Source organism: Mesorhizobium sp. M4A.F.Ca.ET.020.02.1.1 (assembly GCF_004022645.1).
In the GTDB taxonomy this organism is placed as follows: domain Bacteria; phylum Pseudomonadota; class Alphaproteobacteria; order Rhizobiales; family Rhizobiaceae; genus Mesorhizobium.
In genome coordinates this window covers 1-13,906 of the sequence record NZ_RZOI01000084.1, presented here as the reverse complement: position 1 = coordinate 13,906, position 13,906 = coordinate 1, and the positions used below count along the sequence as shown (strand labels likewise).

Here is a 13,906-nt window from a genome sequence, read left to right as displayed (position 1 = left end):
GGCCCATAATCACGGATTTCTGAAGCGCGGCAGCGAGGCCGTCTCCCACGGCTGCTTCAAACCCAGATGCGCGCATTGCCTCGATTGCCGCCGCGGTGGTGCCACGGTAGTCGAGGAAGGTCTGGACAATGTCTTTGGGATTTTCTCCCCGCGCCTCGAGCAGCTTTCCAGTTCCAATCAGGACCGCGCTGACGCTCCTGCGGGCCATGTCCGGGCTCATTCCTCGGCCGATGGCATCGTCCATCATTGCCGCCGCCAAAAGCGCCGGAAACGCCGGGCCGGATCCTGTGAGGCCCGTCAGGTAGTCGATATCTGCTTCGCTTTTGACTTCATCGGCAGCGCCACAGGCCGCTAGAATTCGACGAACCAGATTGCGATCATCCAGGGTGATGCCCTCAGAGCCTATCCAGGGAGTATAGGAATTGCGCACCTCCGCCGCCGCGTTCGGAAGCGTGCAGACGATACGATCGGTCTTGAGACGTGACGCCAATTGGTCGACGGGAATCCCGGCCATGACCGACATGGCGAGCTTGCCATGCGCAGAAATGTCGATGGCAGGCCAATCCTGGGGGCGGACCGATACGATGATAACCTCGGATCGATCCACCAGTTCCTGATTGTCCCTCGTCCATGTAGCATTTGGCAGAAAGCCGGATTGCCCGCTTCTATAAGACAGCGTGAGGTGCTCGGCGGCGACTATTTGGGCATCGATGATGGCCTCGACGATGGCGCGCCCAAGCCAGCCGCCTCCACCGATTATTCCGATCCTCACGGGCTCGCCCATTGTCGAAGCTCTTCCTCAATCCGCCGAATAGCCATGCCTGGCGAAGAACCGGTCCAACTCGCGCTTGTGCGGGGCCTGGCCTGTAAAAATCTCGACGTAGCCGGGGATGCGCTTCATCCGGATCGCGAGATCCTCCTTGGTCTGCATCGAGATGTAGCCGATCTGCACGAGGTAGATGGTGCGCGCTCGGACGTCGGCTGAGCTTTCCTCGTGGCCGAAGCGGACGAACATCTGGCTCATTGCGTCGAGACGCGTCTGGTCGGCTTTGTGTACCTCTGCCAGAATCTCAGGCGACTGAAGCGCCCAGCTTCTGACCGCGAACTCGAACTGGGCATCGAACAGGGACTTGTCGAGCCAGCAGTCGAAGACGTTCAGCATCGCTTCGGCGATCGTCTCGGCATATGCCTCAGCCTGCTTGACGAGGTTGCCGGTGTTCTTGTCCCGCCAACGGGTCACGAGGGCAGCCAGCAGTTCTTCTCGGTCCTTGAAGAACCAATAGAAGCTGGTGCGCGACAGGCCCAGCTTCTTGGCAAGCGGCGAAATTCGCACCGTATCGACGCCGGATTCCAGAAGCAGGTCGTAGGCGGCTCCAAGCCACCCCTCCGGCGATCCGCGCCAACCGCTATCGTTCGAAATCTGCTCCATGAGCGTCCTGCCTATCAAAATGTCGGAATGAAAACCAGCAAAATGTACACTTATGTCGATTTAGTCGACCTGACAGAACTCAAACTTGACATATCTGTACATTTTCGAATAGCGTCGCATGTGCCCCCAGCCGGAGTCCGTCAGATGTCGAACGATCCCCTTCTGCAGCCTTACAAGCTCAAGCATTTGACCCTTCGCAATCGCATCATCGTGACGTCCCACGAGCCGGCTTATCCGGAGGATGGGATGCCGAAGCAGCGCTATCTTGCTTACACGGTGGAAAGGGCCAGGGGCGGTGTGGCGATGACGATGACGGCGGGGTCTGCGGCGGTTTCGAAGGACAGTCCTCCGGTTTTCAATAACCTGCTCGCCTACAAGGACGAGATCGTGCCGTGGATCAGGAAAATGACCGATGCGGTCCACGAAGAGGGCGCCGCCATCATGATCCAACTGACCCATCTTGGACGGCGCACACGTTGGGACAAAGGCGATTGGCTTCCCGTCGTGGCTCCGTCCCATCAGCGTGAAGCCTCACACCGCGCCTTTCCCAAGAAGATTGAAGACTGGGATATTGAGCGCATCATCAAGGACTTCGCGGATGCCGCCGAACGAATGAAGGCAGGCGGGATGGATGGCGTCGAGCTCGAGGCTTACGGCCACTTGCTCGATCAGTTCACGTCTCCACTGACGAACGATCTTGACGGTCCTTACGGCGGTTCGCTCGACAACCGCATGCGCTTCTGCATGGATGTCTTGAAGGCGATCCGCGCTCGGGTTGGCGAGGATTTCATCCTGGGCGTTCGATATACCGCGGATGAATGTCTCCCCGGCGGCACCGGCAAGGCGGAGGGTTTTGAAATCTCCAGACGCCTCAAGGAAAGCGGACTTATCGACTACCTCAACGTGATCCGCGGCCACATCGACACCGACGCCGGCCTGACGGACGTCATCCCAATTCAGGGAATGACGAACTCGCCGCACCTTGATTTTGCGGGCGAGATTCGCGCTGCGACCAACTTCCCGACCTTTCACGCGGCGAAAATACCGGATGTGGCGACTGCGCGCCACGCGATCGCGTCGGGCAAGGTGGACATGATCGGCATGACGCGCGCTCATATGACCGACCCGCACATCGTGCGCAAGATCATCGAAAAGCGCGAAGACGAAATCAGGCCCTGCGTAGGCGCCAATTATTGCCTCGACCGTATCTACCAGGGCGGAGCGGCATACTGCATTCATAACGCGGCGACCGGTCGCGAGGTGACCATGCCGCACATCGTCGCCAAGGCCGCGACCCGCAAGAAAGTTGTCGTCGTCGGCGCCGGTCCGGCTGGCCTCGAGGCCGCGCGCGTTGCCGGCGAGCGGGGACATGAGGTGGTGGTCTTCGAGGCCGCAAGCGGTCCGGGAGGGCAGATCCGCCTGACGGCGCAGAGCCCGCGTCGCAGGGAGATGATGAGCATCATCGAATGGCGAATGGCTCAGTGCGAAAAGCACGGAGTGTCCATCCAGTTCAATACCTGGGCGGAAGCCGAAACCATCGAGGCTGAAAATCCGGACGTCGTCATCATTGCCACCGGCGGAGTGGCGCACACCGATGTCCTATCCAAGGGCAACGAGTTCGTGGTGTCTTCATGGGACATCATCTCCGGCGACGCGAAGCCGGGGACCAATGTCCTCATCTTCGACGATGCGGGTGACCACGCGGCACTCCAGGCTGCCGAATTCCTCGCGGGCGCCGGAGCGAAGGTCGAGATCATGACACCGGACCGGTCCTTCTCACCCGAGGTCATGGCTATGAATCTCGTGCCTTACATGAGATCTCTTCAAAAACTCGATGTGACCTTCACGGTTACCTATCGGCTCGAGTCTGTTGAAAAGAACGGTAACCAGCTCATTGCACATGTCGGCAGCGACTACGGCGGCGTCTCCAAACAGCGCATCGTGGACCAGGTTGTCGTCAATCACGGCACCATTCCGCTCGACGACATCTATTTCGAACTGAAACCGAAATCGACCAATCACGGCGAGGTTTCGCACGACGAGCTCATCGCCGGGCAACCGCAGTCGGTGGTGCGCAATCCGGAGGGTCAGTTCCAGCTCTTCCGCATCGGAGACGCGGTCTCAGCGCGCAACACCCACGCCGCGATCTATGACGCGCTGCGCCTGGCGAAGGATATCTGATGGCCGGCAGCGGACGAACGCTCCGCTCATTCATATCAAGGGTTCAGCCATAACCAGATACAGGATTCGTGGTATTGAATGGTTCGCGCCACGAAAGCCTGGAGATTTTCGGATGAAACTGACTGCGCTTGCCGCCGCCCTCTCGATCGCAGTGCCTGCGGCCGCCCTGGCCGGGCCGGCTTCCAATGTCGTGAAGTTCTTCTATGTGCCTGAGGTCAGGTTCGAGGGCGACGAGCAGTATCGCGACCGTTTCACCGAGCCGGTCACCAAGCTGTTCGCCCTCAACGACCAGGCCGCCAAGCACAACCCGGACGAGGTCGCCTGCCTCGACTTCGATCCGGGCCTCGACGCGCAGGACTTCGACCAGAAAACCCTGTCGAAGACGCTGAAGCTTGCCGAGACCGTCAACGGCGACAGCGCCGAAGTGACGGCGACCTTCAGCCTTTTCCCGGAAGGCGATGATTCCAAACGTGAAATGGTCTGGTCGCTGAAGAAGGTCGACGGCAAGTGGAAGGTCGCCGACATCGCCTCCAAGACCAGCGGCTGGACGCTGAGCGCGCTGGAATGCATGCCCGGCAAGGCGCCGGAGTGAAGCGATGGTTCGCCGTATTGCCCTGGCGCTTGCGACCATCTCAATGCTGGCGACTGGCTTGAGCGTCAGCGCCCAGGGCCTGTTCGGCGCGCCACCGGCAAATGCTCCGGCCGACAATGCGCCTTCCGACGACACATCGCCAGCACCCCCGGCGGCCGCATCGCCGCCAGCTGAAAGTGCGCCGGCAGCACCCGTGCTGCCGGGTTCGCCGACGGCGGTTGTAAAACCTTTCTACGAGCATCTCGGGCTGGAGCTCGATCCGGCTGAGCGCAAGAACTTCATCGATCCGGCCAGGACCGTGCTCGACAAGAGCGATGCGCTGCGCAAGTCGGGGCAGGGGGAGTGCCTCGATCCCAACATGGCGCTGGACAATGCCGACTACGACAAGCCCGCGATCGACGGCAGCCTCAAGACCATCGAGGCGGTCAAGGGTGACGACGCCAAGGTGGTCGTCGCCTTCGTCGTCGCCAACAATGCGCACCGGCTCGAATGGAAGCTCAGGAAGGTCGGCGGCGCCTGGAAGATATCGGACCTTCTGTCGGTCACCGGCGAATGGGCTCTCAGCCAATACCAGTGCGAATAGGCGATATCATCGAGCCTGCTCAGCCCCTGCCGCGATAGGGTGCGACCCCGGTGTCGGGCAGCCAGGCGTCCTTGGGCGGCGCGCCCGTCTGCCAGAACACGTCGATCGGGATGCCGCCGCGCGGGAACCAGTAGCCGCCGACGCGCAGCCAGAGCGGCTTGGTCGCCTCCACGATGCGGCGGCCGATCATGACCGTGCATTCCTCGTGGAAGGCGCCATGGTTGCGGAACGAGGTCATGAACAGCTTCAGCGATTTCGATTCCACCAGCGAGGCATCGGGCGCGTAGTCGATGACGATATGGGCGAAATCCGGCTGACCGGTGACCGGGCAGAGCGAGGTGAATTCCGGGCAGGTGAAGCGCACGATCGCCGGCGGCCCGTCGCCGCGCGAAAACGGCACAGTCTCCAGCACCGCCTGTTCCGGGCTCTGTGGCGTCTCGACGTGCTTGCCGAGCTGGCTAAGGTTCTTGGTGTCGGTCATTGGGGGCTCCTTGCTGCCGCCGGATGCTCCGGAGGCGCAAACAAAAACGGAAATAGCGCCGCGGTCCCTCGGACGCGGCGGATTTGCGCCGCTCATTAGCACCGGACTGAAAGCCGCGCAGCGGTTTTCGGACCAATCCGATGCGTGAAATGGAAGCGGGACGACGCTCCCCCGCGACTTGAATGCGCAGGAAGACAAAGACCAGCAGGGTCCGCTTCTCCATCCACGCCGCCATCTATGACGGGATTCGCTTCGGCTTGCGGATCTGACCGCGGCCGCCAAGTCGGCCTGACTGGACTTGGCCGGTCATATTTGCAATTTTCTGTCGCCGATCCGGGGGCGGCACAACCCGTGCCGAAGGGTCCGCACAGTCGGGGGCTTGCTTGACCGCACAAGACTTGTTCGTTCCGCGCCAGACCAATACGGCGCTTTACATGCAACTGCACGACGCCGGGCATGCGGTAGACGATATCCTTCGCGTCCAGAAGGCCTACCGCGTGGCTTGCGCGATGTTCAATGGTCGCTACCGCAAAACGGGGCGGCCCTTCATCTGCCATGCCGTCGGCGCCGCATCATCGGTTGCGCATTTCGACAAGGATCTGGATCTTGTTCTCGCGGCGATGTTCCACGCCTCCTATGACAGCGCCCAATATCCTGACGGCAAATCCAGTCGGCGCACCGAAACCCACCGCAAGTGGCTGGAGCAGAAGCTCGGACCCCGGGTAGAAGGTCTTGTCGCCAGGGTAGGGGCGATGAAGTTCGACACCGGAGACCCCGAGCGCCTTGTGGAGAAAGGCGTGCCAGCCGGCGATGAGGACATCCTTTTCCTTGTCCTTGCGCATGATGTCGACGATCTGGCGGATGGCGGGCTGGCATTCGCGCCCAAATATGGCCGGTCGATTGAATCGCGGGTTGCTGCCTGCGCCATTCTGGCCCGGCGCATCGGCCGCGAGAGCCTTGCGGCCACGATCGAAGCCTATGGCAGCCGCTACGGGGCGTTGGGGTGGGCGGCGGCACTCGAGGATACCAGGCTGGAAGGTTTTCGCATTGCGCCGAATGTGCGCAACTACCTCAAGCTGCGTCGGGACAAGTTGCGCGGAGGTAGGGTGGAGGTGCTTTGACGGCCGCGCCGCCAGCGCAATTCCAGGAAAAGTGCGTAGCGGTTTTCCGTCCGGAGTTGCGCCAAAACAAAGAGATAGAGCGGTTCTGCGTTTCCGTGAAACGATGAACCGCTCTAGCGAGGCACGCGCACCGGATCTTCGCAAGGAGAGCCACCTGCCGCGCCGGTCCGGTGCGCGCCACGCCCGACACCGGCCTGGCGCCGGCGCCGAGCGATTTTTCCGAGTTAGAACATCCTTGCGGTGGCCGTGCACAGCACGGTGAGCACCAGCAGCCAGGCGGCGATGCGTTCGCCGTTGGCCATCTTCGCGCGCAGCATTGGTTCGGTGGCTGCATCGGCACCGGCAAGTTGGCTGCTCGGCCGGCGCACCATGGCGCCGAGGACGCCGGCGGCCGCGATGGCCGCCACGATGCCGATTGCCAGCACAATCTCCATCGAGCCGAAGCTGCCCTCGTGGAAGAAATACCAGAGCAGCGCGCCGGTCAGGAACACCATGCCCGATGCGCCGAGTTGCGGCCGGATGAAGCGCTCAGCCCTGATCTCGGGATCGCGGGCGAGCGTGATGGTGGTGCCGGCCCAGAACACGCCGGCCATGACATGAAGGCCGATGACGATGATGTAGACATATTGCATGACCGCATTCCTTCCTTCCCACCGCTGGCCAAATAGTTAGATATCAAATGATTTGATGTCAATCTATGATGGCACGTTCCAACGCCCAATCCCTTGTTCTACTGTCGTATCATGACACCCTTTGACCGCCCGCCCGTCGGAATGAATCTGGCCCGCACCTCCAAGCTGGTGGCGCAAGCCTTCGACGCTGCGCTGGTGGAGGCTGGTGGCACGCTGCCGGTCTGGGTGACCTTACTTTCAGTCAAGTCGAAGGAACTCGCCAACCAGCGCGAGCTTGCCGGCATGATCGGCATCCAGGGCGCGACGCTGACCCATCATCTCAACGCCATGGAGGCGCAGGGGTTGCTGACGCGGCGACGCGATCCGCAAAACCGCCGGGTCCATCAGGTGGCGCTGACCGAGGCCGGCGAAGCGATGTTCGAGAAATTGCGATTGGCGGCCGTCGCCTTCGACAAGCGGTTGCGGGCGGGATTGCCGGACGACCGGCTGGCCGAATTCGCGGAGGTGCTTGCGGCGTTGCGGGCGAATGTGGGTGGCTAGCGGAGCGCCGCCGCCTCACCGGTCATAGCCGGCGATCGCGCCGAAGGCGTAGCGGCACTGCTTGAGCGCGGTGATCAGCGCAGGAAGCCGCCATTTGCCGGCCCGCATCACCTGAATGTCAATGCACCTCAGGCCAGGCTGCCCTGCAGCACCTTCAGCTTCGCCTTCTTCGGACTGCGCGCCGTCAGCCATTCGCGCGCCTTGTCTTGCGGCATCGGGAAGGCGATGGAATAGCCCTGCACCTGGTCGCAGCCGATCGCCATCAGCGAATCGAGCTCGGCTTCGGTCTCTGCACCTTCCGCCACGATCGAAATGCCCAGTCCTCGTGCAAGCTCGGTGATGGCGCGCACGATCTTGGAGTTGTCGCCGTTCTCGTTGATGTTCTGGACGAAGCGGCGGTCGATCTTCAGTCGGTCGATCTCGTTCGGGTTGACGTGGCTGAGCGAGGCATAGCCGGTGCCGAAATCGTCGAGCTCTAGATGGACGCCGGCCGCGCGGATCTGCCTGAGCTTGGCAGCGATGCCGGTCTTTTCATCGTCGAGGATGACCGACTCGACGATCTCCAGCGACAGTTTCTGCGGCGCCAGCCCAGCCTTTTCCAGCGTGCCGAACAGGAACCTGTCGAAGTCTGGCTCGCGCAGTTCGGTGCCGGAGACATTGACGGCGAGCCGCCCGAAATCGATGCCGGCCCGGTCCCACTCCGCCGCCTCGTTGATCGCCTTGGTGATGACGATGCGGCCGATGTCCGGCATGAAGCCACATTTCTCGGCGACCGGAATGAACTCGCCCGGCGAGATCATGCCGCGTTCGGCGTGCTTCCAACGCACCAGCGCCTCGATGCCGCTGATCTTGCCGCTGGTGAGCGACACCTGTGGCTGGAAATAGACTTCGAACGTTTTGTCGGCGATGGCCGAGCGGATGTCTTGCTCGAGCTGCTTGCGGTAGTCGAGCTCGCGCCGCAGTTCCTCGGAGAAGAACGAGAAATTGCCGCCACCGAGCTTCTTGGCCGAGTAGAGCGCAAGATCGGCATGGACCAAAAGGTCCGCCGCATTGTCGGCGTCGACCGGGTAGACCGCGATGCCGGCACTGGCTCCCGGCAGAATGGTCGTGCCCTGGAAAGTGATCGGCTCGTTGATCTGCTCGAGGATGCGCCGGGCCAGCATGTTGATGTCCTCGGTGCCGCCGGCGCCGTTGAGGATCATCACGAATTCGTCGCCGCCGAGTCGGGCGCACAGGTCCGAGGCCCGGCAGGAGTCGCGCATGCGCTGAGCGGTGACGACCAGCACATAGTCGCCGGCAGCGTGGCCCAGCGTGTCGTTGATCTGCTTGAAACGGTCGAGGTCGAGCTGGATCACCGCCAGCCGCTCGCGCCGGCGATGCGCGCCCTTGATCAGCGTGTCGAAATGATCGGTGAGGAAGGTTCGGTTGTGGAGGCCCGTCAACCCGTCATGCACGGCGATGAAGGCCATCGAGTTGCGCGCGTCGACCAGCTCATGCGTCTTGCGCAGGATAGCCTTCGACATCGGCCGGAAGATGAACAGCGCCACCAGCACTATGACGCCGATGGTGGCGAAGAACAGGGTGCGGTGGAGATCGAGCAGCTGTCCCGAGCGCTCGTCGGCAAACGCGCTGATGCGCTGGCCGAGTGCGGCATAGCCCGACAGCGTGGCATTGGCCACGGAGGCGTCGAGATCGACGCGGTCGGCGCCGCCCTTGTAGCCGTCGAGGCCGGTCGTCAGCTTGGTCTCGAACGAGGAGATGAGGCGTTTGCCATTGGCGATCAGCCCGACGGAGAAGTAATCGAGATGGAACGGCTTGGCGAACAGCACGTTCTCGATCGACTTCGGATTGAAGCGCGCCGGCGACATCGGATCGGCTCCCGTCTTGTCCAGGAGCAAATCGTAATTCGTTTCGAATTCCGCGGTCGCCTGCTTGAGCGCGGCAACGAGGGCCGGCTGCTTGTCGCGCGAGGCCGCACCCGTCGCGCCGGCCAGGAAGACGATCCGCTGCGACAGCGCCTTCTGCGTGCTGACGATGTTGAGCAGCGTGTCATTGTTCTGCTGCGCCGCCATCATCTGCTGCAAGAGCACGAACGATCCCATCACCATGGCGGCGATGATCAACAGGGCCAGCCAGTAGCCGCTCTTGATCAGCAGTGTCAGCTTGCGCGAAACGCTTTGCACCGGCTGCTGCGACATGTGTGGGTGACCCCTCCCGCCGACGGATTCCCGCCCTCGTTTTCGTTATGCGAAGACCATTGACTTGAAAGGGTTAACAGGCAGGCAAGCAGCCCCGCCTGTTGCGCCCGCAGAGGGGGAAAGCTGCGGAAATGGTTATCATGTCCTTTCGCCGCAACCATGCATTTGAACGCATCGTCGAACGCGCCGCCAAAACGGGATGTCATCCAGCTTTCGCCGCACCACCGAAGCCGTCGCTTTTGCGGTGGATTTTTCAGCCACGCGGGGCGACAGTCCGCGTCAAACCGAACAGGGTTGGATCATGACCACAGCATTCCTTTCCCACATCGACAGCGAACTTGCGGGGCTGAAAACGGCCGGACTCTACAAGTCCGAGCGGGTGATCGCCTCGATGCAATCGGCCGAGATCGAGGTTGCCGGCCAAAAGGTGTTGAATTTCTGCGCCAACAACTATCTCGGTCTCGCCGACAGCGCCGAATTGCGCGACGCGGCAAAGCATGCGCTCGACCGCTACGGCTACGGCATGGCCTCGGTGCGCTTCATCTGCGGCACGCAGGAGGAGCACAAGCAGCTGGAGGCGACGATCTCGTCCTTCCTCGGCATGGACGACACCATCCTCTACGGCTCCTGCTTCGACGCCAATGGCGGCCTGTTCGAGACGCTGCTCGGCGAGGAGGACGCCATCATCTCCGACGCGCTGAACCATGCCTCGATCATCGACGGCGTCAGGCTGTCGAAGGCCAAGCGCTTCCGCTACGTCAACAACGACATGGCTGATCTCGAGGCCCGGCTGAAGGAGGCGAAAGATTGCCGCTTCCGGCTGATCGCCACCGACGGCGTGTTCTCGATGGACGGCATCATCGCCAACCTGCAGGGGGTTTGCGACCTGGCCGAGAAATACGATGCCATGGTGATGGTCGACGACAGCCATGCGGTCGGCTTCGTCGGCAAACATGGCCGCGGTTCGGCCGAGCATTGCGGCGTCGAAGGCAGGGTGGACATCATCACCGGCACGCTCGGCAAGGCGCTGGGTGGCGCGTCCGGCGGCTATACCTCGGGCAAAGCCCAGGTGGTCGACTGGCTGCGCCAGCGCTCGCGGCCCTATCTGTTCTCCAACACGCTGATGCCAGCGATCGCCGGCGCCTCGATCAAGGTGTTCGACATGATCCGCAATGGCGGCGCCTTGCGCGAGCGCCTCTATGCCAATGCGGAACGGTTCCGCTCCGAAATGGGCAAGCTCGGCTTTACGCTCGCCGGCGCGGACCATCCGATCATCCCGGTGATGCTGGGCGATGCGGCTCTGGCACAGGAGATGGCCGCGCGCATGCTGAAGCGCGGCATCTACGTCATCGGCTTCTCCTTCCCGGTGGTGCCGAAGGGTCAGGCGCGCATCCGCACCCAAATGTCTGCCGCCCATTCCATCGCGGATATCGACCGCGCGGTCGAGGCGTTCGGCGCAGTGGGACGGGAGCTCGGCGTGATTTCCTGAGCGCCGAAAAACGATTCCGGATCAAGAGATTCAAGGAACAAAAGAATGTCCAACATGATGAAGGCGCTGGTTAAGGCCAAGGCCGAGCCGGGCATCTGGATGGAAGAGGTGCCGGTGCCGGAGATCGGTCCCAACGACGTGCTGATCAAGGTCAGGAAGACCGCGATCTGCGGCACCGACGTGCACATCTACAATTGGGACCAGTGGGCGCAGAAGACGGTGCCGGTGCCGATGGTGACGGGCCATGAGTTCGTCGGTACGGTCGCCGATTTCGGCGCCGCGGTCACCGAATACAAGCTCGGCCAGCGCGTCTCGGGCGAAGGCCACATCGTCTGCGGCCATTGCCGCAACTGCCGGGCGGGGCGAGGGCATCTCTGCCGCAACACGCTCGGCGTCGGCGTCAACCGGCCCGGCGCCTTCGGCGAATACGTGGCGATCCCGCAGCATAATGTCGTGCCGATCCCCGACGACGTGCCGGACGAGATCGCGGCGATCTTCGATCCTTTGGGCAATGCCGTCCACACCGCATTGTCCTTCGATCTGGTCGGCGAGGACGTGCTGGTCACCGGCGCCGGGCCGATCGGCATCATGGGCGCGCTGGTGGCGCAATGCGTCGGCGCGCGAAAGGTGGTCATCACCGACATCAATCCGGTCCGGCTGGACCTGGCGCGCAAGCTCGGCGTCCAGCACGTCGTCGACGCCTCGAAGGAAAAGCTGCGCGACGTCATGCCGAAGCTCGGCATGACCGAGGGCTTTGACGTCGGCCTGGAGATGTCCGGCGCCGCCCCCGCCTTCCGCGACATGATCGACACCATGAACAATGGCGGCAAGATCGCCATCCTCGGCATCGCGCCGACCGGCTTCGAGATCGATTGGAACAAGGTCATCTTCAAGATGCTGCATCTCAAGGGCATCTACGGCCGCGAGATGTTCGAGACCTGGTACAAGATGATCGCCCTGGTGCAGGGGCCGCTAGACGTCTCGGGCCTGATCACCCACCGCATCGGCATCGACGATTTTCAGGTCGGGTTCGATGCGATGCGGAGCGGCAATTCGGGTAAGGTTGTGATGGACTGGTGAGCGCTACCGGGGCGAAAGCGAAAGCAAAGCGCCGCAGGCACCTGCCGCTAGACATAGGACGTCCGTTTGGGGTCTAAAACGGTGGGATAATGACGCTCGTCGAGCATGTCCAAGAATGGGTCCAACCCGACCGTCTTGATGAATTCATACTCGGCAGCGGAGATCAAATGGGCGCAAAGGATGGTGACGTCATCGTGGTCAATGGTCAGCGCTTCTGCAATGCGTTTATCGGGTGCAATGACAGGGGTCAAAAACATGAAAATTCTGAAATCCGTGCCCGAGACGGGCGACCAAGGCATTTCAATGCGGTGACCAAAGCCCAACCATGTATTGTCGATAAAGGGATACTCCGCCAGCCATTTGAGATTGCTGATGATGTTTGAGTCAGGCTCGCGAACATACCACATCAGTTCGGCTCGCCGCTCAATGTTCTCGCCTGCCGTTGACGGGGTAGCCATGCGCCGGTCGCTCATACCGTTGGTTAGGAGTACAAAGCCGTTGCCGGCGGGATCAATGAGCGAGAAGTCTCTACGAAACGCAAGAACCTCAACATCGTCAGGCCCTTTGCTTGGAAAGAGTTGATCGGGCTCGCCGAGCTCTTTGGTGTAGACCGATTTTCGATAGAGGTTGTTGGAGTTACCGGATCCGGGCGGCCCTCCGGCGAGAAATCTCTTTGGAAGCCAAGCCATCCATATGCTCCTGATTTCAGCCCTTTAGCCCAACGTGATTAGCACCAACTTTGTCTGGTCCCAAACAGGTTTCGAGCTCCGCTACGCCCTTCACAATCGCTCCTCGCTCTTCCGCTCCGAGTTTCCCCAGCAACTCCCTCTCAAACGCCTTCGCCAGCGGCACCATATCGCGATAGGCGGCAAGTCCCGCCTTGGTCAGCGCCAGATGCTCGACGCGGCGGTCTTTCTCGTCGGGCGTGCGCGTCAGCCAGCGCCGCCGCTCCAACTCCGCCACCGCGCGCGACACCTTGGTCTTGTGCATGGCCGACTGCTCGCCGAGCGCCGTCGCCGTCATCGTGCCGTGCTGGCCGAGGCCCGAAAGCGTGCGCCATTCCGGCCGGGTCAGGTCATGGCGATCCCGGTAGATTTTCGAGAATTCGCGGCTGACCGCGTCGGCCAGCCGATAGAGCCGGTAGGGCAGGAAGTTTTCCAACTCGAGGATTTCCGGTTCCATAGGCGCACCACTGTCGCGTCAGCCGTTGATAGTTACATTTTCGATGGTTACAAATGAAACCAGTTTGGTCAACATCGCCGGCAGGCCGCGCTATGCGAGGCTACGACGGTGATCAGGGAGGATCGGATGGGCTTTTCCTACATGCCGGGCTTCGGCAACGATTTCGAGACTGAGACGCTGCCCGGCTCGCTGCCGCAGGGGCGAAACTCGCCGCAGCGGCCGGCCTACGGCCTTTACGCCGAGCAGCTTTCGGGCTCGCCCTTCACCGCGCCGCGCGGCACCAACGAACGTTCCTGGCTCTATCGCATCCGCCCGAGCGTGAAACACACCGGCCGCTTCAAGGGCGCGCACTATCCGCTTTGGAAGACCGCGCCCAATCTCGGCGACCACGAGCTGGC

The 13,906-nt window shown here is 62.0% G+C and carries 15 protein-coding genes; 8 read left to right on the top strand and 7 right to left on the bottom strand.

The genetic code is table 11. From position 1 onward, the window contains the following. On the bottom strand, nucleotides 1-784 hold a 784-nt coding region (locus EN742_RS08675; protein ID WP_128332677.1), incomplete at its 3' end, for a pyrroline-5-carboxylate reductase dimerization domain-containing protein. Between the two features lie 15 nt (nucleotides 785-799). Next, on the bottom strand, nucleotides 800-1,429 hold the full coding sequence (locus EN742_RS08670) for a TetR/AcrR family transcriptional regulator (protein WP_126055061.1): 630 nt from the start codon (nucleotides 1,427-1,429) through the stop codon (nucleotides 800-802). Between the two features lie 144 nt (nucleotides 1,430-1,573). Here EN742_RS08670 and EN742_RS08665 point away from each other — a divergent pair, with 144 nt between their 5' ends. The 3 genes from EN742_RS08665 to EN742_RS08655 all read left to right on the top strand — a co-directional run bounded on the left by EN742_RS08665 (nucleotide 1,574) and on the right by EN742_RS08655 (nucleotide 4,785). Continuing rightward, entirely contained in the window at nucleotides 1,574-3,610 is a 2,037-nt protein-coding gene (locus EN742_RS08665; protein ID WP_126055060.1) for an NADH:flavin oxidoreductase, read from the top strand. Nucleotides 3,611-3,722: 112 nt separating this feature from the next. Continuing rightward, nucleotides 3,723-4,202: a DUF3828 domain-containing protein gene (locus EN742_RS08660; protein ID WP_128332676.1), complete on the top strand. Its 480-nt coding sequence runs from the start codon at nucleotides 3,723-3,725 to the stop codon at nucleotides 4,200-4,202. A gap of 4 nt (nucleotides 4,203-4,206) precedes the next feature. Further along, nucleotides 4,207-4,785: a hypothetical protein gene (locus tag EN742_RS08655; RefSeq protein ID WP_127399796.1), complete on the top strand. Its 579-nt coding sequence runs from the start codon at nucleotides 4,207-4,209 to the stop codon at nucleotides 4,783-4,785. Between the two features lie 19 nt (nucleotides 4,786-4,804). Here the strand turns inward: EN742_RS08655 and queF are convergent, their stop codons facing one another. After that, nucleotides 4,805-5,266 carry a preQ(1) synthase gene (gene queF / locus EN742_RS08650; RefSeq protein WP_126055058.1) on the bottom strand — a complete coding sequence of 154 codons (462 nt, stop codon included), beginning with the start codon at nucleotides 5,264-5,266 and terminating at the stop codon, nucleotides 4,805-4,807. A gap of 383 nt (nucleotides 5,267-5,649) precedes the next feature. Between queF and EN742_RS08645 the strand changes: the two genes are divergently transcribed. Beyond that, nucleotides 5,650-6,387 (top strand): HD domain-containing protein, encoded by a 738-nt coding sequence (locus EN742_RS08645; RefSeq protein WP_126055057.1) that lies wholly within the window; start codon nucleotides 5,650-5,652, stop codon nucleotides 6,385-6,387. A gap of 224 nt (nucleotides 6,388-6,611) precedes the next feature. Here EN742_RS08645 and EN742_RS08635 read toward each other — a convergent pair whose 3' ends face one another. Beyond that, on the bottom strand, nucleotides 6,612-7,019 hold the full coding sequence (locus tag EN742_RS08635; RefSeq protein WP_128332675.1) for a hypothetical protein: 408 nt from the start codon (nucleotides 7,017-7,019) through the stop codon (nucleotides 6,612-6,614). A 141-nt stretch (nucleotides 7,020-7,160) separates the two neighbouring features. On the opposite strand from EN742_RS08635, the gene EN742_RS08630 reads away from it, so the two are divergent. Then, on the top strand, nucleotides 7,161-7,559 hold the full coding sequence (locus EN742_RS08630; RefSeq protein WP_245455480.1) for a MarR family winged helix-turn-helix transcriptional regulator: 399 nt from the start codon (nucleotides 7,161-7,163) through the stop codon (nucleotides 7,557-7,559). A gap of 128 nt (nucleotides 7,560-7,687) precedes the next feature. On the opposite strand, the gene EN742_RS08625 is transcribed toward EN742_RS08630, so the two are convergent. After that, nucleotides 7,688-9,757 (bottom strand): EAL domain-containing protein, encoded by a 2,070-nt coding sequence (locus tag EN742_RS08625; RefSeq protein WP_126055054.1) that lies wholly within the window; start codon nucleotides 9,755-9,757, stop codon nucleotides 7,688-7,690. A 301-nt stretch (nucleotides 9,758-10,058) separates the two neighbouring features. Between EN742_RS08625 and EN742_RS08620 the strand changes: the two genes are divergently transcribed. Then, a complete protein-coding gene (locus tag EN742_RS08620) occupies nucleotides 10,059-11,246 on the top strand; it encodes a glycine C-acetyltransferase (protein WP_126055053.1) in 1,188 nt (395 codons plus the stop codon). 45 nt (nucleotides 11,247-11,291) lie between these two features. Further along, nucleotides 11,292-12,326 carry an L-threonine 3-dehydrogenase gene (gene tdh, locus EN742_RS08615; protein WP_126055052.1) on the top strand — a complete coding sequence of 345 codons (1,035 nt, stop codon included), beginning with the start codon at nucleotides 11,292-11,294 and terminating at the stop codon, nucleotides 12,324-12,326. 47 nt (nucleotides 12,327-12,373) lie between these two features. On the opposite strand, the gene EN742_RS08610 is transcribed toward tdh, so the two are convergent. Further along, nucleotides 12,374-13,015 (bottom strand): suppressor of fused domain protein, encoded by a 642-nt coding sequence (locus tag EN742_RS08610; RefSeq protein WP_126055051.1) that lies wholly within the window; start codon nucleotides 13,013-13,015, stop codon nucleotides 12,374-12,376. A 16-nt stretch (nucleotides 13,016-13,031) separates the two neighbouring features. Then, the gene (locus EN742_RS08605; protein ID WP_127407584.1) at nucleotides 13,032-13,508 is read right to left on the bottom strand and encodes a MarR family transcriptional regulator; all 477 of its coding nucleotides are present in this window, start codon (nucleotides 13,506-13,508) and stop codon (nucleotides 13,032-13,034) included. Nucleotides 13,509-13,634: 126 nt separating this feature from the next. Between EN742_RS08605 and EN742_RS08600 the strand changes: the two genes are divergently transcribed. Then, on the top strand, nucleotides 13,635-13,906 hold a 272-nt coding region (locus EN742_RS08600; protein ID WP_128332674.1), incomplete at its 3' end, for a homogentisate 1,2-dioxygenase.